Raw genomic sequence first — 22,049 nt, forward strand, 5'->3', positions numbered from 1 at the left:
GCCCGTGGAGCCGCGCCCGCAGCCGAGACCCGCCGTCACGCGGAGCGGTCGTGCTCCGGGACGACGCGGGGGAGTGCGATGGCGGTGGCGAGCAAACCGTCCGCGACGATCCATCTGCCCGTCAGCCGGTCGGTCCCCATCCGGGGGTCGGAGATCAGCAGCGTCGCGGTGAACCGCCCCGAGGGATCGACATCGACCGTGGCCTCGGTGAAGTCGAGCCAACGCCCCGTGAGAGGAAACCAGGCCTTGTAGACCGACTCTTTGGCGCTGAACAGGATCCTGTCCCAGCTCACCCGCGGATTGCCGTCGCGCAGCCGGTCGAGCGCGGCGATCTCCTCCGGTGAGGCGACCGTTTCGAGTACCCCGGCGGGGAGAGGCCCGTCCGGTTCGGCGTCGATGCCGATGGTGATTCCGGACGTCGAGGTCGCGACGGCGGCGGCGCGATATCCGGAGCAGTGCGTGATGCTCCCGATCGTGCCGGATGGCCACTGCGGCGCGCCCCGGTCGCCGCGGAGTATGGGGCCGGGAGGCACCCCCAGGCGGGCGAGCGCCGTCCGCGCACAGTGCCGTCCGGTGATGAACTCGCGCCGCCGCTTCTCCACGGCGCGGGCGATCAGCGGTTCCTCCTCGGGGAACAGTGTGTCCGCGGGCGCGTCATCGAACATCTCGGCCGCCGTCACCCACGGAGGAAGGATCTCGCCGATCATCCCGGGCTCCCCGGAAGGATGGCGCGCGGCTGGGCCGGCCCTTCGTCGCGCAGCCGCCACTCCCGTGGGTAGCCCAGCGAGACCTCCTCGAACCGGACGCCGTCATACCAGGTCGTCCGGGGAATGTGCAGGTGACCGTAGACGACGGCCGCGGCCTGGAAACGCGTGTGCCAATCGGCGGTCCGCTCGGTACCGCACCACATGGCGAACTCGGGGTAGCGCAGGACGCTCGTCGGCTCACGGACGAGCGGAAAGTGGTTGACCAGCACGGTCGGCAGCCCAAGCTCCGCGAGGCGGCGTTCCGTGTGCTCGACTCTCGCGTGGCACCAGGCCTCCCGCGACGGATGGGGATCCGGATGCAGCACGAACTCGTCGGAGCAGACGATGCCCGTTCCGTGCGCGTAGTCCAGGCCCTCGTCCTTCGTCGAGGTCCCGGCGGGAAGGAAACTGTAGTCGTAGAGCACGAACAGGGGCGCGACGGCGACGGGCCCGTCCTGGCCGTTCCACACGGGGTACGGATCCTCGGGAGTGGACACCTTGAGATCGCGGCAGATGCCGACGAGGTGCTCATAGCGTCGCACGCCGCGCAGGGTCACCGGGTCGTGCGCCGTGGTCCATAGTTCGTGGTTGCCGGGAGCCCAGATCACCTTCGCGTAGTGGCCGGCGAGTGTGCCGAGCGCCCACTCGATGTCGGCGGGCGTCTCGGCCACGTCGCCGGCGACGATCAGCCAGTCGTCGGCCGTTTCCGGCCGAAGCCCGGCGACGATCTCGCGGTTCTCCGGATAGCCGATGTGCAGGTCGCTTATGGCGTAAAGCGTCCCGGTCACCGAACGGCCCCGAGACGTCTCATGCCGTGGTGCCGGTCATGAGGCGTCCTCCTGCCAGGTCACGACAAGTTCGCGGCGCTGGCCGAACCGTTCCAGGTGCCGGCCGAGGACATCCTGCACGGCGGCGAGGGACTCCGCGTCCGAGGCGCTGGCGCGCATGACGAGCCGGTCCGCCTCCGGAGTGAGGGTCCCCTCCCCGGCGGAGAAGGTGAGCCGGTAGCCGTCGCCGGGCAGGTCCTCGACCGCGACCTTGCGGCCGAGGTGGGACGCGAGTTGCTTGGCGTACCGTGCGGCTGCGTCAGTGGCGACATGTGCGGTGGAACTGGGCATGGCCAACAGCCTCCTACGATCAGGCCCCCGGGGGCAAAGAAGAAGCCCGAGAGCGTCTGGCCACTAGCGACAAACTTGATCCCTCAAATATTTCCGCTTAGGCGCCGCGCGGCCGGCGGGACGCCGCCGGTCAAGTCAGGCGCGTCCGTCATACGACGGCCGAAAGGGCCGCGCCCGCGGACGGCAGAGCGGCGAAGCCGATGATGGCGGCCTGGATGCCGCCGCCCGAGACGCCCGAGACGGCCGAGACGGCCGGGGCGCTCGAGACGGCCTGGGTGCTCGAGACTCCCGAGACCGCCGAGACGCCCGGGACCTGGCTGTGCTGACCGTCTCCGACGCTACGCTCCCTGGTGGCTGTCGGTGGCGACGGTCTCGATGCGGCGGCCGAACGCGGCCGTGCGCGCACTGCTCGATCTCGTGGATCATCACGTGCGCGACACGGCCGCCTCCGGGTCCTAACCCGCCGCAGTCCCCACGGGCTCGGGGGTGCGGTCCGGGACCGGCGGTACGGCCCGCCGGAGCCGGCGCCTCTCCTTGCGGTTCTCGACCATGGTGTAGAGGGTCGGGACCAGGATGAGCGTGAGCGCCGTGGAGCTGATCAGGCCGCCGATCACCACGACGGCGAGCGGCTTGGAGATGAAGCCGCCGCCTCCGGTGATGCCCAGGGCCATGGGCAGCAACGCGAAGATGGTGGCCAGGGCCGTCATCAGGATGGGGCGCAACCGCCTCCTGCCGCCCTCGACCACAGCCTCGTGCAGCGACATCCCCTGGTCCCGATACTGGTTGATCAGGTCGAGCAGGACGATGGCGTTGGTCACCACGATGCCGACGAGCATCAACATGCCGATCATCGCGGCCAGGCCGAGCGACGTGCCGGTGACCAGGAGCAGCCCGAGCGCGCCCGTCGCGGCGAACGGGATCGAGACCAGGAGCACCAGTGGCTGGATCAGGCTCCGGAACGTGGCCACCATGATCAGGAACACCAGCGCAACAGCCGCCACGAGGGCGAGACCGAGGTTGCCGAACGCCTCCTGCTGGTCGGCGCTGACGCCGCCGATGGTGTAGGTGGCGCCCGCTGGGAGCGTGAGCGCGTCCAGCCGCTTCTCCAGGTCGGCGCTCGTCGCCCCGAGGTCGGAACCCGAGGCCTTGCCGGAGATCGTCGCGCTGCGCTTGCCGTCGATGCGGGTGAGCTGAACGGGCCCGTCGACCTCGCGGACGGTCGCCACGTCCGCGACGGTGGTCTTCCCCACGAGCGTGAGGCCGCGCAGCGCGGCCAGCGACGCCGGGGCGCCGACCGGGCGCACGATCACTGCCGCGTTCGCCCCGTCAAGGGTGAGCTGCGTGACGGTGCTGCCGCGCAGCGCCTGCGTCACGGCCTGCCCGACGGCGATCTCCGTGAGCCCGTGCGCGGCGGCCTTCTTCCGGTCCACCGTCACCTCCACGCGCGGGGCGGTGTCGGCGATGGTGGTGGTCACCTCGGTCACGCCGGGGACGGCGGCCATGGCCTGCTGCACCTGCTTGGCCGTGGCCGACAGCGTGTCCAGCTCGGCCGCCTGCACGTCGACCTCGAGCCCGTTGCCGCCGAGGCCGCCCGACTGGCCGACCTGGATCTCGCCGACATCGGGCAGCTTGCCGATGCGGTCACGCAGGGAGTCCTGCACCGCGGTGACGTCGCTGCCGTCCTTCAGCGTGAGCGAGAATCCGGCGCGCGCGGCGCCGCCGCCGGCGGAGTTGGCGCCTGGGTTGACGTTGTTACGCCCACCCACCGTGACCTGGTAGGACTCGACCTCCTTGGTCGCGGTGACGACCTGCTCGACCTGCTTGGCCTTGGCGTCGGCGCTCGCCAGCGACGTGCCGACGGGCAGGGTCTGGGTGATGTTGACGGTGTTCTCGCCGGTTCCGTCGATGAAGCTCGTCTGCAGCCTCGGGACCAGGGCGAGCGTTCCCACGAAGATGGCCAGAGCCGCGGCCACGATCCTGAACCTGTGCTCGGTCGCGTACCGGATGACGGGGACGTACGCCCGCTGGAGCCACCCGTGCCGCTCCCGCTCCTCGGCCTGGACCCGGATCGTCTCCGCGTCGGCGCCCTGCGGCGCCTTCATGAACCAGTAGGCGAGCACCGGCACCATGGTGAGGGCCACGAGCAGCGAGGCCAGCAGCGCCACGGTCACCGTGACCGCGAACGGGCTGAAGAGCTCGCCGACGAGGCCGCCGGTGAACGCGATGGGCAGGAAGACCGCGACCGTGGTCAGCGTCGACGCGGTGACCGCGCCCGCCACCTCGCGGACCGCGTTCTCCACCGCCTTCCGCTTGGCCTCGCCGTACGACAGGTGGCGTTTGATGTTCTCCAGCACCACGATCGAGTCGTCCACGACGCGGCCGATCGCGATGGTGAGCGCGCCGAGGGTCAGCATGTTCAGCGAGTAGTCCCGGGCCCACAGGGCGATCAGCGCGATGAGCACCGACAGCGGGATCGACAACGCCGTCACGATCGTCGAGCGGATCGACGTGAGGAAGACGAGGATGATCAGCACGGCCATCACCAGGCCGAGCAGGCCCTCGGTGGTCAGGCTGTTGATGGACTCCCGCACGGAGGGCGCCTGGTCGAACACCACGGTGAGCTGGGCGTCCCCGCCTAGCCCCCGGGTCAGCTCCGGCAGCTTCGCCCGGACGGCGTCGGAGATCGACACTGCGTTGCCGCCGGACTTCATCGTGATCGACACGGCCAGGCTCGGCTTGCCGTTCGTCCTGGTCAGCGTGGTGGTGTCGGCGAGGCCGAGGGAGACCTTCGCGACGTCGCCGAGCCGTACCGGGGCAGGTGCGGCCCGGCCGGCCGTCCGGCCCGCGGGAGGCCCGGCGGCCCCACCGGCGGAGGCCGGAGGCGCGGGGGTCAGGTAGAGGTTCTTGAGGTCGTCGACGCCGGTGAAGCCCTTGCCCACCTGCACGGTCAGCGTCCGGTCCGACTGGGTGAGGGTGCCGGCGGGAACGGGGGCGCCGGCCGCCTGGATGGCGCCGATGACGGCGGCCGCGGTCAGACCGTGGCGGGCCAGCTTGTCGTCGTCCGGCGTGACGGTGACGACCTGGTCGCGTGCGCCGCTGACGGAGACGTCTCTGACCCCGTCGATTCCGCTGAGCGCGGGAGCGACCTGGGAGTTCAGCTTGGCGGCGAGCGCGCGCTGGTCCCCGGTCGATCCCGCGGCGAGCTGGATGACCGGCAGGTCGTCGGTGCTTCCCGCGAGGACCTGGGGGTCGACGCCGTCGGGCAGTTGCGCGGACACTCTGCCGATCGCCTGCTGGATCTGGGCCTGCGCGGCGTCGATGTCGGCGCCGAAGTCGAACACGACCCCGACGGTCGCGCCGGACTCCCTGGATATCGAGGTGACCCCGGTGACTCCCGCCAGGCCGCGGACCGCGTCCTCGAGCGGCACGGTCACCTGCTCCTCGACGATCTGCGGCGCCACTCCCGGGTACGACGACACGATCGACACGGTGGGCAGGGATATCGAGGGCAGCAACTGCTGTTTGATCGCCGGGAGCGTATATGCGCCGAACCCGACCACCATGATGGTCAGGAGCGCGACCAGCCCCCGGTTGGCGAGGCTCAATCTGGCCAGAAAGGACATCGTTCCACTTCTCTTGATATGACCGGGGCGCATGCGATTTCGGCCCGGGCCGACGGCTGCTCGTCGTGATGTCTCAAGGCTCGCGCGCGCAGGGACCCGGCTCGTCCGACGCGAGGACGGTCTTCGGGTACCGCGATCGCAGTAGCGGTCAGGTGGCGGTTACGCCGGGGGGCGGGGTCACCGGGATCCCGGGCGCACCAGCCCGGTCTCGTACGCGATGATCACCATCTGTGCGCGGTCGTGCGCGCCGAGCTTGAGCATCGCCCGGTTGACGTGCGTTTTGGCCGTCGTCCTGCTGATGCCGAGCCGGTCGGCGATCTCGTCGTTGGTCAGGCCGGCCGCCACGAGGATCATGACCTCACGCTCACGGTCGGTGAGGGAGTCGAGATCCTCGGGCACGTGCTCCACGGTGGACGCCGGGCCGGCGAGGAACCGGGCGATCAGGGTCTTGGTCGCCACCGGCGACAGCAGGGAGTCGCCGCGCGCGATCAGCCTGATCGCGTCGTGCAGCTCGCCCGCCTCCACGCTCTTGCCGAGGAACCCGCTCGCCCCGGCGCGCAACGCCGCGAAGACGTACTCGTCGATCTCGAAGGTCGTCAGAACCAGCACCTTGACCGACGAGAGCTCACCGTCGGAGGTGATCGCCCGGGTCGCGGCCAGGCCGTCCATCCCGGGCATGCGGATGTCCATCAGCACCACGTCGGCCCGGGTCGCCCGCGCGAGCCGTACGGCCTCGTCGCCGGTGGCCGCCTGCCCCACCACGGTGAGGTCGGGCGCGGAGTCGACCAGGATCTGGAATCCCGCCCTGACCAGCGCCTGGTCGTCGGCGATCACGATGTGGATCGGGGAGACCTCCGTCATGCCGAGGTCACGCCCAGCGCGGCGGGGAGCACGGCCAGCACCCGGAAGCCGCCCGTCACGGACGGCCCGGTGGTGAACGTCCCGCCCACCGACAGGGCCCGCTCACGCATGCCCACGAGCCCGTGGCCGGCGTGGCCGGCGTCCGAGGGGGCCTTGAGCGGACCCCCGTCGTCGGCGACGTCCACGACGAGATCCCGCGGTGTGTAGACGATCCGGACGGTGGCACGGGCGCGCGGGGCGTGCTTGCTGACGTTGGTCAGCGCCTCCTGCGTCACCCGGAAGGCGGCCAGCTCGACCGGCGCGGGGAGCGGGCGCGGGTCGCCCTCCGTCCGGAAGTCGACGGCGAGCCCGGCGGCCGTGAACGAACCGATCAGGTCGTCGAGCCGGTCGAGCCCCGGCGCCGGTTCCGTGACCAGCTCGGTGAGCGGCTCGTCCGGGCTGCCCGGCCGGCGGAGCAGGCCCACGGTGGTCCGCAGCTCCTCCAGGGCGGCGCGGCCCGCGAGCCTGATGTGCCCCAGCGCCTCGCGTGCCTGGGCCGGCTCGTCGTCGAGCACGTGCGCGGCGACCTGCGACTGGACGTTGATGAGGGCGATGTGGTGCGCCAGGACGTCGTGGAGCTCCCTGGCGATCCGCAGGCGTTCCTCCATGACCCTGCGCTCGGCCTCCTCCTCGCGCGTCTGCTCGGCCCGGCGCGCCCGCTCCTCGATGGCGGCCACATACGCGCGCCGGCTGCGCAGCGCATCGCCCGCCGCGGTGGCCATGCCCAGCCAGGCGACCAGGCCCACGATCTCGGGATGGAGCCATGACTCATCCGAGGCCAGCATCCGGCTCACCGCGAGGGTGAGCGCGGCCGCCGTGCCCGCGACCCACGCCGTCCTGCGCGGCACGAGTGTCGCGGCGGAGAGGGTGGCCACCATGGCGACGAGGATGAGGGGGCTCCGCGACGACGCGACCGTGTCGTGTACGACGGTCCCGGTCACGGTGACGGCGAGGACGCCGAGCGGCCATCGACGCCGGAACGCCAGGGCGCCGCACATCACCGCCCCGGCCACCGCCAGTGCCGGCGTCAGCTCCGGCCCCGGGCCCGGCCCCGCGGACGTCGCCATGAGGACGACCGCGTACACGCAGACGGCCACGGCGGTGTCGAAGATGTACGGCCGCGCCCGCAGTGCCTGTTTCAGGGAGGCTCTCAGGTGCTGCACCCGTCCACGCTAGGGTCGCACCGCGCCGCGCTCATCGTTCCCACGTATCGGTCATGACTACTGCGGCCGCGGTAGGGACCAGTCGAGGATCGGCCCGGCCGGCACGATGCGGGTCGGGTTGATCCCGGGATGCGTGCCGTAGTAGTGCCGTTTGATGTGGCCGAAGTCGGTGGTCCCGCCGAAGGCCGGGAGCCGGTAGAGGTCGCGGGCGTAACGCCACAGGTTGGGGTGGTCCACCAGGCGGCGCAGGTTGGCCTTGAAATGGGTGACGTACACGCTGTCGAACCTGGCCAGCGTCACCCACAGCCGGACGTCGGCCTCGGTGATGCGGTCGCCGAAGAGGTAGCGGCGATCGGCCAGGCGCCGCTCCAGTTCGTCGAGAGTGGCGAACAGCGCGGACACCGCCGACTCGTACGCCTCCTGGCTCGTCGCGAAGCCGCAGCGGTACACGCCGTTGTTGACGGTCGCGTAGATCTGCTCGTTGAGGGCGTCGATGTCGGCGCGGAGCGCCGCCGGGTAGAGGTCGACGTCCGGATCGGCCCACTCCGCGAACTGGGTGCCCAGGTCGATCGTGATGTCGGGGAAGTTGTTGCTGACGATCCGGCCGCTCTCGCGGTCCCACAGCACGGGGACCGACACGTGGCCGTCGTAGCCGGGCTCCGTCGCCTCGTAGGCCTCGCGGAGCAGGGCGAAGCCGTTGAGCTCGTCGGGCCCGTGCCCCGGGCCCTCGCGGAAGGCCCAGCCCCGGCCGTCGCGGACCGGGTCGACGACCGACAGGCTGACGACGTCCTCCAGGCCCAGCAGGGACCGCACGATCACCGCCCGGTGTGCCCACGGGCAGGCGTACGACACGTAGAGGTGGTACCGGCCCGGCTGGGCGCGGTAGCCGCTCTCCCCGCCGGCGGTTATCCGGCCCTGGAAGGGATACAGAGGGCGCACGAAGGAGCCGTCCCCGCGGACGGGGGGCTTCACCATGTAGTCGCCGTAAGCGGCGAAGTCCACCGGGCTCGCGACGGGGGCTGTCGTGGTCATCGGCACGGTCCTTCCTGGGGGACGGTCTTCCGAGAATAGACGCGTGCCGCCCGCGGGCACGCCTCAGCCCTCCTGCCTCTCCGCTCCCCGCACGGTCCGGCGCGGGGAGAAGGCGCTCATGTCCGACGGCGGTGCCTCCCGCAGCGTGAGGTGCGCGGCGAGCAGCCCGGCGTACGGCCCGGCCGTCAGGCCGTACGCCCCGAGCCCCGTGGCCAGCACGACGCGGTCGGTGAGAGGGCCGATCAGGGGCAGGCCGTCCGCCGTCACCGGGCGGAAGCCCACACGCGTCTCCACGAGGGTCGCGGCGGCGAGACCGGGCGCGAGTTCCACACCGGTCGCGAGCACCTCGCCGATCCCCCCGACCGTCACCCGGGCGTCGAACCCGGCGTCCTCGACGGTGGCTCCGAGCACCACGCGCGAGCCCGGGAATCCCAGCAGGTACGGCCCTCGCCGCGGCAACACGATCGGCCAGCCCGACGTGTCGGTCCCGGGCACCTCCGCGTGCACGATCTGGCCCCGGCGCGCCCCGACGGGAATCTCGAGCCCGAGAGGCCGGCACAGCTCGCCGGTCCATGCCCCGGCCGCCACGACGACCGCGTCCGCCTCCAGCGGTGAGCCGTCGACCAGCAGTGCGCCCGCCGCGGTGAACGACGCGGTCCCGGTCACCATACGGGCGCCGTGCCTGGCTGCGGCGCGGAGCAGGGCGTCCCTGACGGCCCTGCCGTCGACGCGGGCGGGCCCCTCGATGTGCAGCGCGGCCAGGTCCGGACGGAGTGGCGGGAAGAGGTCCTCTGGCCGGTCGACCGTGGAGATCGTCCCCATGTCGGGGGCCGACCCCTGCCTGCTCCGCAGGAGCGACTCGACGCCGGCCAACTCGCCCGGCAGGTCCGCCACGAGGAGCGCGCCGGTCCTCGTGTGGCCGGCGTCGTGCTCGCCGTCCTCCACCAGCGACTCCACCAGGCGGTCGTAGTAGCGGGTGCCGTCGAGGGCCAGCCGGAACCAGTCGTCGTCGCCCTCGTGATCGACCCACGGGCAGAGGATGCCCGCGCCGGCGGAGGTCGCCTCGCCGGCCGTCGGCCGGTCGACCAGGGTCACGGCGACGCCCAGGAGGCTGAGATGGTAGGCGGCGCTCGCGCCGACGATTCCGCTTCCGACCACGACGATGGAAATGTCCCTTTGCATACCCGCATCGTCGCAGGAAGCCGTCACCACCGGTCCGCCCGTCGCCCGGCGTTGCGCGCCCCGGGCGCGCGTGGCCGCCCAGTTGAATGGGGGAGGCCGATTCCGCGCGGAAGCGGGAGGCCGCCGCCATGGAACACGCGATATCGGGGGAGTCGTCATGTTCGATCGGGCGCGAGGCGTCGCGACGCTCGCAGGCCGGGTGATCATCGGTGTGATCTTCGTCTTCCATGGGTGGATGAAGGTCGCCGACATGGGCCTCGCGCGGACGGCGCAGATGTTCGAGGACGTGGGCATCCCGCTGGCCGGGATCGCCGGCCCGGGGGTCGCGGTGCTGGAGTTGGTCGGGGGGACGGCCCTGATCCTCGGCGCGGCCCTGCCGCTGTTCGCGATGCTGCTGGCGATGGACATGATCGGGGCGATCGTCTTCGTCCACGGCTCCCACGGCCTCGGCTCCGAGAACGGCGGATACGAGTACGTGCTGGCGCTCGCGGGAGCATGTCTGCTCATCGCGTTCAGCGGCGGCGGGGCTCTGGCCGTCGACGGTCTGTGGCGGCGCCGGGCCCTCCTGGGCGGGCGCTCCCGCGAGGAGACGCCGGCGTAGCGATCGCCAAGGTTGTAGCTCCAACTTTCCTCGGAAGGTGGACCCGGACGCGGGAGTGATCGCGGGGTTGCGTATCCTCCCTCCCGCACAGACTGATGGGGATGTCCTCCGGCGTCCCGCATGTGCCAATAAGGCGCCGCGCCGGTGGTGGCCGCGGCCTCGCGGCGCCCTGCCGCGCGGCCGGACGTCGAGGAGATCGAGATCAACCTCTTGCGGGTGGGCCCGGACGGAGCCATGGCGGGACAGCCGTTGATCCGGGCGCTGGCGGCGCATGGCGTGGACATCGTCTTCGGAACCCCCAGGGCGCACGGACTTCCGGCCTACCGCCATCTGCATGGATTCGGCGTCCGGCATGTGAGCATGCGGCGCGAGCAGGGGGCGGTCCACGCCGCGTACGGACACGCGAGGGTCACCGGCCGGCCGGGTGTCTGCCTGCTGGCCTCCGGAACGCCGACGTTGGACGCCATGGGCGCGGTCGCCCAGGCGTACCGCGACTCCGTGCCCGTCCTCCTCGTGTCCTGCGGCGCCGGGCAGACGATCGGGGACCAGACCGCCGTGATGGGCGCGGTCACCGCCTACAGCCACCGGGTGACGAGCGTGGCGGAGATCCCGGTCGCGGTCGCCAGGGCGTTCGCGGCGATGACGTCAGGGCGTCCCCGGCCCGCGCACATCGAGGTGCCCGCCGACCTGTCGGAGGCCGACGGGGCCGCCCGGCCCGTCGCCCCGATTCGCCTCCCCGTACCGGCCGCGCGGGCGGAGGACCTGGACGCGGCCGCCGAGCGGCTTTCCGCCGCCGAACGGCCGGTCATCGTGGCGGGCGGCGGGGCCCGCGGCGCCGCGGGGGAGTTGCGCGCGGTGGCCGAACGCCTCGGCGCCCTCGTGGTCACGACCGCGGGTGGCAAGGGCGTGATCTGGGACAACCATCCGCTCGCACTCGGCGCGGGCACACACCTGCACACGGTGGCCGACCTGGTGGAGCAGGCCGACGCCGTCCTGGTCGTGGGCAGCGAGCTCGCGCCCTCTGACCTGTGGAACGGCCCGCTTCCCCTGTACGGCAGGCTGGTGCGGATCGACCTCGACCCGGAGCAGATCCTGGCCAACGCGATTCCCGAGGTGGCCGTGGTCGCGGACGCGGCGCAGGCGCTGCGCGGCCTGTTCGAGCGCCTCGCCCCCGGCGACCTGGATCCGGCCGATCGTAAACTGCGCGACGAGGTCCGCGACGAATGGCGCCGGCGCAAGCGTGCCGAGTCACGCGCGGACGGGGCGGAGTGGCTGGAGGTCGTCGACGCCCTGGCCGCGGTTCTGCCGCGCGACGCCGTCGTGGCCGCGGGCGCGGCGGCGATCTCCGCCCACGGGGTGCTGGCCAACCTGCCCGCCCACCATCCCGGCGCGTTCCTGTACGGCGACGCCGTCGCCGGGTTCGGCCTTCCGGCAGGGGTCGGAGCGAAGATCGCGGCTCCGTGCACGCCGCTGGTCGTGTTGCTCGACGAGCACGGTGCGATGTCGGCCCTGGCCGAACTGGCGGCCGCCGCGGAGCTCGACCTGCCGCTGCCCGTGGTCGTCGTGCAGAGCCCAGCGGGCCCGGGCGACGATGATGCGGCCCCGGGGAATCCGGTCTGGGCGTCCGATTCGCCTCCCGCGGACCTGACCGCGCTGGCCCGGGCTCTGGGCTGCCGAAGTGTGCGCGTGTCCGCGCCGCAGGTGGGAGCCGAGGTCACGAGGGCGTTCGGCGCGGACCGGCCGACGCTGATCTGGGTGACCGCGTGACGCGGCCGCATGCTTGAGAGAGGTCTGTTCTCGAGGGCCCCGTCCGGGAGACGGGTTCCCATGACCGGCCGTGGGGCGTCCGGAGCCGGTTGAGGCCGCGGATGCCCCACGTCGGATGCCTCCTCCTATCGGAGAGGCGTCATCGGACTGGTCAGGTCCGTGAGGTCGGGCCCGGACGGTCCTGGCCGTACGGGGGGCGCTCCTGACCGTACGGGGTGCGCTCCTGGCCGTGAGTCGAGCGCTCGGTGAGCTTCGGCTTACGGAACCCGCCGGACCGGTCGTGGTCGGCCATCATGCCGAAGCGCATCGTGGCCAGCCCGAGGGCCAGGATGATCGCGCCGACGATCACGTTGCTCCAGATCGTCCTGGCTGACGCCATGTCCCCCCGAATGACCCAGGGGGCGATGATGGTCCAGAGCCCGATCAGGGGCAGGACCCACGCGATGCCATGGGTGCGGCCGTACATCGAGCTGTACCCCAGGGCGAGGATCGTGACGACGAGGCCCGTGATGAGGTTGTTGATGGTGAGCGGACCCCTGTTGCTGAATCCTGCGATCCAGGGTGAGAGCGCGAGGTACATGCCGCTGAGTAGCGCGAGGCCATCCGCTCCCTGAGCTACGGGATTAGCCGCGGCGGCCTCGTACCGCGCACGCATCTGCACGATGTCGGGGTGCGACCCGATGTCAGTGCTATGCGTCATCTGTTACACCACCCTTCTGAAGGTGTGGATTTAAACACTTATATCCATCTTACGCCCGAGATATCCGGTTGATCCAGATTGTGACGGAATGATGGCATTTGGCGGGCGTCCTGAGGGGTTTGAGCCCATGGGCGGGGGAAGGTGGTTCTTCAGTCGAACCGACCGGGAGGGATGACCGATGGGCGCCGGAGACAAGATCCGTAACAAGGCGCAGGAGGTCGCCGGCAAGGTCAAGGAGATGGCGGGCCGCGCGACCGGCGACGAAGACCTCGAAGCCAGTGGCCGCGCCGACACGACCAAGGGCCGGGCCAAGCAGGCCGGCGAGAAGGTGAAGGACGCCGCCGACAAGGTCAAGCACGCTTTCAAGCGCTGACGTGGGCGACGACGGTCCACGGGCTTCGCGCCCGTGAACGGTCCGTGGAATGGCTGGTGAACCGGGCCCGGATGGAATGTTCCGGGCCCGGCCGGGTCTCTGGCCGTGGGCCGAGGCGTGGAGCCTCAGGCCGCCTGCGGGAAGCTGATGCGGAACCCGGACGTCACGAACGACTGGATCAGGCGCATGAGCAGCGCCTCCAGCATCATCACGACGGCCCTGGCCAGCATCGCGGTGAGAAACTCGGACACAAGATACCTCGTGGCTATAAACTTACATTCCACGGGATAGTGTCGCACAAAACTGACCATATCGGTACAGATATGGTTAACCAATGGTGAACGATCGGCGATCGTCAGCCGTACATTCTGTCGATCATCTTTTCGACCGTGCCGCCCGTCATCCCGGCCGCGGCGGCCGATCCGAGCCCGATCCCCCAGCCGAACGGGCCGATCGGGCGTGATCCGAAGAACTGGCTGACGCCGGGAGTCGACACGATGACCATCAGCGCGCCCATCGAGGCGACCGCGGCGATCGTGACCGTGCGGTCCCTGCCGCCCGCGCTGAGGGTCCGGAGCAACTGGGCCGAGACCAGGGCCACCAGCGCGACCGTGTCCGCCCGGCTCCGGGTGCCCGTCATCCGGGCGGCGATCCACGCGACGCCCGCGGCGGAGGCGGTCGTCACGGCCCGCACGTTGATGTCCTTGGTCAGAGCCGAGCCGAGAGAGTTCTCCGGGCCCTCCGCCAGGACCTTCTCCGGACTGGCGGCGCTCGGCGGCCGTACGGCGACCGCAATGGCGGGCAACATGTCCGTGAGCAGGTTGACCAGGAGGAGTTGCCGGGCGTTCAGCGCGCTGCGACCGGTCAGCAGACTCGATCCGACGGTGAAGATGATCTCACCGATGTTCCCGCCGAGCAGGATGCCCAGGGCGTCGCGGACCGACCCCCACATGGCCCTGCCCTCGACGATCGCGTCGATGATCGTCTCGATGCGGTCGTCCGTCACGACGATGTCGGCGGCGGCGCGGGCCGCGGCCGTGGCGCGGGAGCCGAGGGCGACACCCACGTCGGCCAGACGGATCGCGGGCACGTCGTTGGCGCCGTCTCCGGTCACGGCCACGACGCTCCCTGACTGCCGGAGCGCGGACACGATGCGTGCCTTGTGCGCGGGTGTGGTCCGCGCGAACACCGACACCTCGGGAAGGATCTTCATCAGCTCTTCGTCGTCGAGCGCGTCGAGCGAGGGACCCGTCATGACCCGCAGGCCGTTGACGGCGTCGATCTCGGCCGCGATGGCCTCCGCCGTGCTCGGGTGATCACCGGTCAGCATGATCACCCGGACGCCCGCCTTCATCAGGCCCTGAACACTCCGCGCAGCCGTCGGGCGCACGGGATCGGCCATTCCGAGGAACCCGAGGAAGCACAACCGGTCGACCCGCGACTCGTCCAGATCCGCGCGGCTGGACGCGGGCCGCTCCGCCACGGCGAGGACCCGGTAACCCTGCAGGGCGAGCCGTTCGACCTCGGTCTCCAGTTCCAGCCGGGCGTCCTCGTCCAGCTCGACCTCCTGGTCGTCGCGGAGCAGGGTCGCGCAGCGGGTCAGCACCACCTCGGGGGCGCCCTTGACGCTGAGCAGGTGGGCGGACTCGGCCAGCCCCAGCACGGCGTGGAAACCCCTCGCCGGCTCGAACGGCATCTCGTCGACCCGTTCCCACTTCTCCAGCCCCTCGGCGGCCGCGACCCCGAGGCCCTGCGCCCCCTCGACCACGGCCCGGTCGGTGGGGTGCGCGAGCACCCGGCCGCCCTCGAACTTCGGCCCGGCGCGCAGAGCAGCGGCGACGACGCGGCGCAGCCGCGGCGTCATCGAGCCCGCGCCGCCCTCGATCCGGCCGTCGGACACACGGCGCAGGCTGATGTGCCCCTCGGTCAGAGTGCCCGTCTTGTCGAAGCACAGCACGTCGACCCGTCCGAGCGCCTCGATCGTGGAGGGGTTGCGGACGAGGGTGTTGCGTGTGGACAGACGCTTCGCCGCCGCCAGCTCCGCGAGCGTGGCGACGAACGGAAGCCCTTCCGGGACCGCCGCGACGGCGAGGCTCACGGCCGGTGCGAGCGCCTGCGACAACGACGCGCCGCGGAGCAGCTCACCGGCCATCAGGACGACACCGGAGCCGATCGCCATCGGCACGATCTTGCTGCTCAGCGTGCGGAGCCGCAGCTCCACACCACTCGGAGGAGGCCCGCCGTGGACGAGCCGGGCCGTCCTGCCCGTCTCGGTCTCCTCGCCCGTCGCCACGATCACCGCGAGGCCTGAGCCCGCCGCCACCGAGCTGCCCTCGTACACCATGGAGCTGCGGTCGGCGACCGCGGGAGCGGCGGTCGGAGCGACCGCCTTGCTCACGAGCTGCGACTCCCCGGTGAGGGTGGACTCGTCGATCTCCAGGCCCACGGCCTTGAGCAGCCGGGCGTCCGCGGGCACGGCGTCGCCTGCGCGAAGCTCGATCACGTCGCCGGGGACCAGGTCCGCGGCGTTGCCCGTCTGGCCGCCGTCTCCCGCGCCGTCCGGGCGGCGCAGCCGTACCCGCACGGCGGTGGCCTCGGACAGCGCGCTCAGCACCCGGCCGGCGTCGCGTCGCTGCGCGCCGCCGAGCACGGCGTTGACGACCATCACGCTGACGATCAGCACCGCGTCGAGGACCGACCCGATGGCCGCGGACACTCCCGCACCCGCCGCGAGCACTGGGGTCAGCGGATTGGCCAGCTCCTCCACCGACGCCCTGGCCAGCGACTCGGGGCCCGCCGAGGCGGACCGCACCGACGTCCTTCTGCGCAGTGCGGCCTCCGCCTCGGTCAGCCCGCCGGGCGAGCTGTTCAGCCGGGCCAGCACGTCCTGCGCCGACATCGCGTGCCAGGGCGTCCGGTCGGCCGTGATCGGCGTCTCGCCGTTCCCCATGCGCCGTCCCGCCCATGTGCCCATGACGAGGGACGCGAGCGACGTCCCGTCGGCCACGAGCTGCGCTCGCCGTACGGCGGTGCGCTCCATCCCCAAGATCCCCAGCGCGCCTCCGACGACCGCGGAGGCCGCGGCGAGCCGTACGACCAACTCGCTGGCACGCCGGGCGGCGGGCAGACAGGCGAGCATCAGATGCGCGCCGCCGAGGTCACCGAGGACGTCCGCCTCCCAGGGCACCTGACGGGACCGGCGGATCAGGCCGACGCCCAGGTCGGCCTGGCGCAGGGCGCGGTGCGACCCCGTGGCGACCACGGCCACGCCGCGCCCTTCGGCCTGCAGGTCCATGATCGCGTCGGTGAGATCCTCCCCGCCGGCGACCTGTGCGACCTGGAGGCGGCGGGCGAGCCACGACGGGCCTCCCGCCACGAGCACCTCGCATGTGCCGGCCGGCGCCTCGACCAGGGACTCGGCCAGCGGATCGAGCTCGGGAGCCAGGCCGACGAGCGCGACGGCCGTCCTGCCCCTGATGACGGTGACCGGCCGGATGCCCTGCGCGCGCCACTGCGCCACCTGAGCCAGATCCTCGTCCCCCTTGTACGGCTCGGCCTTCCAACCGTCGTGACGCCGCCGGGCCTCCGGGTCGGTGAGGTCGAGCAACGAGTAGAGGCGGTCGTGCAGGTCGTCGAGGTCGAGCTTGGTGGTCAGGGGGACGACCGCGTCGATCGTCCAGGCTCCGGTGGTGAGGATCTCGGCGTCCAGCACCACGGTGTCGACGCGGTCCATCCGGCGAAGGGCGTGCCGGTTGAGGACCACGCCGCCGCGTCGGGCCAGAGCCCGGCCGACCGCGCTGGCGAAGGCGTCCCTGCCCACGCGCGCCGACTTCGGCGTTCCCGTGATGAGGACGGACAACGCGCGGGCGCGGCTCCGGCTCGCGGCGAGCGTCAGGCCGTGAGCCGCCAGCGACGCGGGGCTCGCGATTTCGCAGTATCGCTCGATCGGCCCGCGTGGCAGCGACTCAGGCCGCGGTTCCTTCTCCGCCCGGACATGGGCGTAGGCCCCGTCGTGGGTGGCGAACGCCTCCTCCAGACGGGCCCACGCGCCCAGCCCGGCGCGAGCCTCGGCGTACCGGCCCGCCGCGGCGAGCGAGTCGACGAACAGCCCGGTCGGCCGCTGGCCCAGCGTCTGGCCGACGAGCCGGGTGGTCGCGAAGAGCACCTCCGTGCCGGGAGAGCCGATGCGCCGCTCCAGTTCCCGGCGGACGCGCGGCGTGTGCTCGGCGAGGTGCAGGAACGTGGGAACGGTGGGTGGCAGCCGCCACACCCGCGTCGCCCTCCCCGCGAGCGCCACACCGGTGCCGACCAGGCTGCCCGCGAGGCTCAGCGCCGCCCGAGCGTGGTGTTCGCGCGCGTCGCGTGCCCACACGCCTTCGTCGGCGCCGTCTTCCGGGCTTCCGTCCATCTCCCAGTCATCGGCCGTCTCGCTGTCCAGGCTGTCTGCTTCGGCCTCCTCTTCGTCCTCGTCCGCGGCCGATTCCTCAGGTGCGGCGGCGGCCGATTCCGCGTCTGTGACGATCTCCAGGACGGCCTGCTCCGCCAGGTCGGCGATCTCCGGTATGTCGATCAGACCTGTCTCCGGGCCGGTCTCGTCCTGGTCACCGGTCTCCCGCTCACTGATCTGATCCCCGTGAGGATCACCGTCCGGGTCGTCGACGTCGAACTCCTCCACGATCCGCAGGAGCTTGTCCATGTCGACCGTCTCGGGATCGCAGGCGACGAAGACGCAGCCGAGGGCGCCGTTGACCTCCGCCCGCGCCATTCCCGCGTCGCACAGCCGTGCCTCGAGGCCGCTGATCGCCTTCTCGGTGCCGGGCCCGCCGATGACGCGCAGGCTGATCCGCACCCCGCCGGTGCACACCTGCGTCCGCCGAGCCCGCGGTATGAGGGACAGGACGGGGTCGGGTACCAGGCTGAGGACCTGGTCCGGCACCAGGGCCAGCAATGAGTCGGCGGCCAGCGAGCCGAACGGCCACATGTCGTCTCCGGAGATCGAATCTGGAAATGGTGGACACGCCGGGTGATCACGAATGATCGTCCGGCACGGATCGAACAGGTTCGACCACGAAGAGTGATCGCTAGCGAGCACACGTACCCCCGGACCGATCGAGGTCCCGACCGGGGTCAGCCGGATCGGGGTCACGAAGGCCACGAGGGCAACGCGGGTCAAGCAGGTCAAGCAGGTCAAGCAGGTCAAGCGGGTCAAGCGGGTCGAGCAGTGCTGGTCGGGCCGTGCGGTGAGCGTCAGCAGGCGACGTGGTCACGAGTTCCGTTGTGCGAGCCTCGGGGTCAAACCCTGGAGCGCACTGTGGGGCGCGGCCACGCCGGTCCGTGCTGCGTCTATTTGGTGGTGCGCTTGGCCGATGCCCGCGCCGCCGACGACTTCGCGGCACCGGTCCGAGCGGTCACGGTTCGTGTCGCGGAGGCGCGTGCCGCCGAGATACGGACCGCTGAGGACCGTGCCGTGGCCTTCCGCGCGGCCGTGGTGCGTGCCGTGGCCTTGCGCGCCGCCGTGGTGCGTGCCGCGCCGCTTCGCGGGGTGGCCGATCGTGCCGCCGATGTGCGCGCGGTGGCGGTGGTGCGCCCTGCGCCGATTCGGGCGGGCGACGTCCGTGTCGCGGAGGCGCGTGACGCTGAGGTCCGTCCAGTCGTGGCACGTCCCGTCGCGCGTCCCGTGGTGGTGCGCCTGGCGGTGGTCCGTCCTGTGGCCGTCCGAGCGACGGTGGTGCGCCCGGTGGCCCGCCGGGGGGCTGTCCGGCCCGCGGTGGAGCGGCCGGTCGTCGTGCCTCCGGTCGTACGCCGGGCGGTGCTCCGAGCGGTGGTGGCGCCTCCGGTCGTCCGTGCGGCGGTGCTCCGTCCCGTAGTCGTCCGTCCGGTGGCGGTGCGCCTGGCCGTGGATCGTGCGGCGGTGCTCCGCGTGGCGGCGGTGCCTCCGCTCGTCCGTCCCGTGGTGGTGCGGCCGGTGGTGGTCCGTGCGGTGGTCGCACGTCCCGTGGTGGTACGGCCCGCTGCGGTGCGGCCGGCGGTGGTCCGTGCAGCGGTCGCCCGCCCGGTGGTTGCCCGCCCCGTGGTGGTCGCGCGTTTGGCAGGGGTCCGTGCAGTCGTCGCACGTCCCGTGGTGGTACGGCCGGCAGTAGCTCGTGCGGTGGTTGCCCGGCCGGTGGTCGTCCGTCCCGTAGTGGTCCGTGCGGTGGTGGCCCGTCCCGTGGTGGTGCGGCCGGCGGTGGTCCGTGCGGTGGTCGCACGTCCTGTGGTGGTCCGTGCGGCAGTGCCGCGGGCGGTGGTGGTCCGTGCGGTGGTCGCGCGTCCCGTGGTGGTACGGCCCGCTGCGGTGCGGCCGGTGGCGGTGCCTGCGGTCGTGGCCCGGCCGGCCGTGGTCCGCCCCGTGGTGGTCCGCGCGGTGGCCGCACGCCCTGTGGCTGTGGTCGTCCGTCCGGTGGTCCGCTTGGCGGCCCCGGTCGTCGTCCTCCGCGCGGTGGTGCGCCGGGCCGCGGGCTTCCGCGTCGTCGGCTCCTCCGCGCCCTCGGCCATCTTCTCAGCCGAGCGCGCGGTCCTCGGAGGTGTGGTGCGTTGCGGACGGAGCGGGGACCAGCGCTCCTGGGCGCGGGTGCGCTGAGCGATGATGGTGCCCGCGCCGATCGCCGCCGCGACAGGCCACTCGAGGAACCCGAGGACGGCCAGCGCTCCCAGGCCGCCGTAGTAGGCGATGCGCTCGGGCGGGGGGAGGAACGTCCGTGCGATGTCCACGGCCTGCCCGACCTCACGCTTGCTGATGTGCGGCATGTCCATGTGGGGCATCCGCATCTCCGGCTGCCGGACCTGGATGCTCATGAACGGCAGGTTGAGCTTGAGCTGGTGGCCTGAGGTCTTCTTCGCCATCGCGGAGCGTGTCCTGGAGGTGCTGGGCGTTCGCGTGCGTGACGGCCTCGTCGTCTGAGCCACGGTCATGGTTCCTCCCCCGAGTGCGAAACCCCCCGGCACGGTGGCGGGGTGCGGTCGAGCTGCCCGTGAGGTCCACGAGTGCAAAACGACCTTTCTATCTTCCACCGTGTCAGGTGGGGTTTCTGATGCCGATAGCGGTTATTTGCTCACTTTTGCAGAAGCGATCTCCTCCATAGAGCTCGCTTCCGGGATATTCCCCACTAAAGCGCCCTTGGCTCGTCATAAGCATGCGAAATCGAGTGGCGATGACCGTACGGTGATGCGTGAGGATGGTCGGCATGACACGTATCGGCATCTTGTTGTTCGAGCACGTCGACGAGTTGGACGCGGTCGGCCCCTGGGAGGTGTTCGGCATGTGGGCGAGCACATGCCCGGATGAGGCGGAGGTGGTGTCCTTCGCCCCCGAGGCGGGACCGGTCCTCGCGTCGAAGGGCCTCACGCTGCACGCGGACCGTGGTTTCGCGGACGTGGGGCCGCTCGACGTGCTGGTCTATCCGGGCGGACGGGGCACCAGGCCACACCTCGACGACCCCGACCGGCTGGCGTGGGTGCGCGAGCAACAGGGCCGGATCCCGCTGCTGACGAGTGTGTGCACCGGCTCGCTCGTGTTCGCCGCCGCCGGCCTGCTCACCGGCCGCCCCGCGACCACGCACTGGGGCAGCCTCGATCGCCTGAAGGAACTGGACCCGACCATCGACGTGCGGGCCGACGAGCGTTTCGTGGACGACGGCGACATCGTCACGTCCTCCGGGGTCTCGGCGGGAATCGACATGGCGCTGCACCTCGTCGCGAGGCTGGCCGGGGTCGAACGCGCGCGGAAGGTCCGGCGCCAGATGCAGTACGACCCGATGCCGCCGGTGTAGGGCGGGCCCGCGCGGTCAGTGGTCGGCGATGTGGAGGTTCTGGGGCCCGGGGCTCAGCCGTTCGGGCCCCTCGGGGCCGCAGAGCACGACGTCGGCCACCCGCGCCCCGAACAGCTCAGGCAGGTAGATGGCCGTTTCGAGGCAGATCGTCATGCCGGGGGCCAGTTGCTGGCCGGAGGTCAGGGACGGGCCCTCGTCGTCGCTGAGGCCGATGCCGCGTCCCTGTCGTTCGGACACGTAGTGACCGTAGCCGCTGCCCTCGATCGCCTCCCGGGCGGCCCGGGCCGGCTCGAAAGCTGGGACTCCCGGCCGTATGAGGTCGAAAGCCGCCTGCTGGGCCGCGAGGACCACCGAATACATGGCGTCGAAGTCCTCGGGAGGCTCGGCGACCGCGAGCACGCGGGCCACCTCCGCGCAGTAGCCGTCCCACCGCCCGCACACCGAGACGACGACCGCGTCTCCCGGGTTGATCACGCGGTCGCACGGCTCGTGCGACGGCTCGGCCGTGTGCTCACCCGCCGCGACGACGACGGATATCGCCTCGTCGCACCCGGCCTCCGCCAGCATTGCCCGCAGCCGGAAGCCCATGTCCCGCTCCGTGGCGCCGAACCAGGTCAGCTCCCGTGCCGCGAGCAGCACCGAGTCGGCGGCCGAGGCCGCCCGCCGCAGGGCCGCCACCTCGGCCGGCCGCTTCGTCAGCCTGAGCGGCCCGAGGACGGCCGAGGCCAGCATGAGCTCGGTGTCCAGCCCCATGATGAGCAACTCCCGCGCCCGCGTCTCGGGATCCACCGCGACGCGGCGCGCCGAGGCGGGAACGAGGGCCGCCGCCTCGGCCGGTCCCCGAGCCGTCCTCGGCGGCCCCTCGGCGGTCAGGACGAGATAACCGGTGCCCCGCCCGCCGAGATAGCGGAAGTCGGGGGAGGGGCGCAGCACCAGCGCGTCGACGCCGGCCGCGGCCATCCCGGCACGCACGTCGCCGAGCATGAGGGGATCCATCAGCGGAGGTCCATCAGGCGCCACTCCGGCGTGGTCCATC

At 71.8% G+C, this 22,049-nt stretch carries 18 protein-coding genes; 6 read left to right on the top strand and 12 right to left on the bottom strand.

All coding sequences use genetic code 11. The features are described from left to right. Nucleotides 1-35: 35 nt before the first annotated feature. From Pmi06nite_RS30525 to Pmi06nite_RS30560, 8 genes are all read right to left on the bottom strand, one after another. The gene (locus tag Pmi06nite_RS30525; protein ID WP_203956613.1) at nt 36-707 is read right to left on the bottom strand and encodes a 4'-phosphopantetheinyl transferase family protein; all 672 of its coding nucleotides are present in this window, start codon (nt 705-707) and stop codon (nt 36-38) included. Then, the gene (locus Pmi06nite_RS30530) at nt 704-1,534 is read right to left on the bottom strand and encodes a metallophosphoesterase family protein (RefSeq protein WP_203956614.1); all 831 of its coding nucleotides are present in this window, start codon (nt 1,532-1,534) and stop codon (nt 704-706) included. The genes Pmi06nite_RS30525 and Pmi06nite_RS30530 overlap by 4 nt, the downstream gene beginning before the upstream one ends. A gap of 36 nt (nt 1,535-1,570) precedes the next feature. Then, nucleotides 1,571-1,864 carry a DUF2218 domain-containing protein gene (locus Pmi06nite_RS30535; protein ID WP_203956615.1) on the bottom strand — a complete coding sequence of 98 codons (294 nt, stop codon included), beginning with the start codon at nt 1,862-1,864 and terminating at the stop codon, nt 1,571-1,573. Between the two features lie 455 nt (nt 1,865-2,319). Beyond that, a complete protein-coding gene (locus Pmi06nite_RS30540; protein ID WP_203956616.1) occupies nt 2,320-5,487 on the bottom strand; it encodes an efflux RND transporter permease subunit in 3,168 nt (1,055 codons plus the stop codon). 177 nt (nt 5,488-5,664) lie between these two features. Beyond that, on the bottom strand, nt 5,665-6,348 hold the full coding sequence (locus Pmi06nite_RS30545) for a response regulator transcription factor (RefSeq protein ID WP_203956617.1): 684 nt from the start codon (nt 6,346-6,348) through the stop codon (nt 5,665-5,667). Beyond that, complete coding sequence (locus Pmi06nite_RS30550) at nt 6,345-7,550, bottom strand: sensor histidine kinase (protein ID WP_203956618.1); 1,206 nt, start codon at nt 7,548-7,550, stop codon at nt 6,345-6,347. Before Pmi06nite_RS30550 ends, Pmi06nite_RS30545 begins: the two co-directional genes overlap by 4 nt. Before the next feature lie 57 nt (nt 7,551-7,607). Continuing rightward, a complete protein-coding gene (locus tag Pmi06nite_RS30555) occupies nt 7,608-8,582 on the bottom strand; it encodes a glutathione S-transferase family protein (protein ID WP_239114304.1) in 975 nt (324 codons plus the stop codon). A gap of 63 nt (nt 8,583-8,645) precedes the next feature. Next, nucleotides 8,646-9,764, bottom strand: coding sequence for an NAD(P)/FAD-dependent oxidoreductase (locus Pmi06nite_RS30560; RefSeq protein ID WP_239114305.1), 1,119 nt, complete (start codon nt 9,762-9,764; stop codon nt 8,646-8,648). A 157-nt stretch (nt 9,765-9,921) separates the two neighbouring features. Here Pmi06nite_RS30560 and Pmi06nite_RS30565 point away from each other — a divergent pair, with 157 nt between their 5' ends. Then, a complete protein-coding gene (locus Pmi06nite_RS30565) occupies nt 9,922-10,365 on the top strand; it encodes a DoxX family protein (protein ID WP_203956619.1) in 444 nt (147 codons plus the stop codon). A 144-nt stretch (nt 10,366-10,509) separates the two neighbouring features. After that, complete coding sequence (locus Pmi06nite_RS30570; RefSeq protein WP_239114306.1) at nt 10,510-12,132, top strand: thiamine pyrophosphate-binding protein; 1,623 nt, start codon at nt 10,510-10,512, stop codon at nt 12,130-12,132. Nucleotides 12,133-12,283: 151 nt separating this feature from the next. Here Pmi06nite_RS30570 and Pmi06nite_RS30575 read toward each other — a convergent pair whose 3' ends face one another. Continuing rightward, nucleotides 12,284-12,832 carry an SPW repeat protein gene (locus Pmi06nite_RS30575; RefSeq protein WP_203956620.1) on the bottom strand — a complete coding sequence of 183 codons (549 nt, stop codon included), beginning with the start codon at nt 12,830-12,832 and terminating at the stop codon, nt 12,284-12,286. 178 nt (nt 12,833-13,010) lie between these two features. On the opposite strand from Pmi06nite_RS30575, the gene Pmi06nite_RS30580 reads away from it, so the two are divergent. Then, nucleotides 13,011-13,205 (top strand): CsbD family protein, encoded by a 195-nt coding sequence (locus Pmi06nite_RS30580; RefSeq protein WP_203956621.1) that lies wholly within the window; start codon nt 13,011-13,013, stop codon nt 13,203-13,205. Between the two features lie 125 nt (nt 13,206-13,330). Here the strand turns inward: Pmi06nite_RS30580 and Pmi06nite_RS42710 are convergent, their stop codons facing one another. Together Pmi06nite_RS42710 and Pmi06nite_RS30585 are read right to left on the bottom strand one after the other, a co-directional pair. Continuing rightward, complete coding sequence (locus Pmi06nite_RS42710; RefSeq protein WP_275409617.1) at nt 13,331-13,456, bottom strand: hypothetical protein; 126 nt, start codon at nt 13,454-13,456, stop codon at nt 13,331-13,333. Between the two features lie 104 nt (nt 13,457-13,560). Next, the gene (locus Pmi06nite_RS30585; RefSeq protein ID WP_239114307.1) at nt 13,561-18,186 is read right to left on the bottom strand and encodes a cation-translocating P-type ATPase; all 4,626 of its coding nucleotides are present in this window, start codon (nt 18,184-18,186) and stop codon (nt 13,561-13,563) included. A gap of 378 nt (nt 18,187-18,564) precedes the next feature. Here Pmi06nite_RS30585 and Pmi06nite_RS30590 point away from each other — a divergent pair, with 378 nt between their 5' ends. From Pmi06nite_RS30590 to Pmi06nite_RS30600, 3 genes are all read left to right on the top strand, one after another. Continuing rightward, entirely contained in the window at nt 18,565-19,824 is a 1,260-nt protein-coding gene (locus tag Pmi06nite_RS30590; RefSeq protein WP_203956622.1) for a hypothetical protein, read from the top strand. Between the two features lie 123 nt (nt 19,825-19,947). Beyond that, entirely contained in the window at nt 19,948-20,145 is a 198-nt protein-coding gene (locus tag Pmi06nite_RS30595; RefSeq protein WP_203956623.1) for a hypothetical protein, read from the top strand. A gap of 283 nt (nt 20,146-20,428) precedes the next feature. Further along, nucleotides 20,429-21,013 carry a DJ-1/PfpI family protein gene (locus Pmi06nite_RS30600; RefSeq protein ID WP_239114308.1) on the top strand — a complete coding sequence of 195 codons (585 nt, stop codon included), beginning with the start codon at nt 20,429-20,431 and terminating at the stop codon, nt 21,011-21,013. Nucleotides 21,014-21,028: 15 nt separating this feature from the next. Here the strand turns inward: Pmi06nite_RS30600 and Pmi06nite_RS30605 are convergent, their stop codons facing one another. Then, the gene (locus tag Pmi06nite_RS30605; RefSeq protein ID WP_239114309.1) at nt 21,029-22,009 is read right to left on the bottom strand and encodes a M24 family metallopeptidase; all 981 of its coding nucleotides are present in this window, start codon (nt 22,007-22,009) and stop codon (nt 21,029-21,031) included. Nucleotides 22,010-22,049 lie beyond the last annotated feature (40 nt).

Source organism: Planotetraspora mira, assembly GCF_016863275.1.
Lineage (GTDB): Bacteria > Actinomycetota > Actinomycetes > Streptosporangiales > Streptosporangiaceae > Planotetraspora > Planotetraspora mira.

Bases quoted from the DNA above. Each gene is read 5' to 3' on its own strand.
- Pmi06nite_RS30525 (WP_203956613.1), bottom strand. From the start codon at position 707: ATGATCGGCGAGATCCTTCCTCCGTGGGTGACGGCGGCCGAGATGTTC.
- Pmi06nite_RS30535 (WP_203956615.1), bottom strand. From the start codon at position 1,864: ATGCCCAGTTCCACCGCACATGTCGCCACTGACGCAGCCGCACGGTAC.
- Pmi06nite_RS30540 (WP_203956616.1), bottom strand. From the start codon at position 5,487: ATGTCCTTTCTGGCCAGATTGAGCCTCGCCAACCGGGGGCTGGTCGCG.
- Pmi06nite_RS30545 (WP_203956617.1), bottom strand. From the start codon at position 6,348: ATGACGGAGGTCTCCCCGATCCACATCGTGATCGCCGACGACCAGGCG.
- Pmi06nite_RS30555 (WP_239114304.1), bottom strand. From the start codon at position 8,582: ATGACCACGACAGCCCCCGTCGCGAGCCCGGTGGACTTCGCCGCTTAC.
- Pmi06nite_RS30560 (WP_239114305.1), bottom strand. From the start codon at position 9,764: ATGCAAAGGGACATTTCCATCGTCGTGGTCGGAAGCGGAATCGTCGGC.
- Pmi06nite_RS30565 (WP_203956619.1), top strand. From the start codon at position 9,922: ATGTTCGATCGGGCGCGAGGCGTCGCGACGCTCGCAGGCCGGGTGATC.
- Pmi06nite_RS30575 (WP_203956620.1), bottom strand. From the start codon at position 12,832: ATGACGCATAGCACTGACATCGGGTCGCACCCCGACATCGTGCAGATG.
- Pmi06nite_RS30580 (WP_203956621.1), top strand. From the start codon at position 13,011: ATGGGCGCCGGAGACAAGATCCGTAACAAGGCGCAGGAGGTCGCCGGC.
- Pmi06nite_RS30585 (WP_239114307.1), bottom strand. From the start codon at position 18,186: ATGTGGCCGTTCGGCTCGCTGGCCGCCGACTCATTGCTGGCCCTGGTG.
- Pmi06nite_RS30595 (WP_203956623.1), top strand. From the start codon at position 19,948: ATGTCCACGGCCTGCCCGACCTCACGCTTGCTGATGTGCGGCATGTCC.
- Pmi06nite_RS30600 (WP_239114308.1), top strand. From the start codon at position 20,429: ATGACACGTATCGGCATCTTGTTGTTCGAGCACGTCGACGAGTTGGAC.
- Pmi06nite_RS30605 (WP_239114309.1), bottom strand. From the start codon at position 22,009: ATGGATCCCCTCATGCTCGGCGACGTGCGTGCCGGGATGGCCGCGGCC.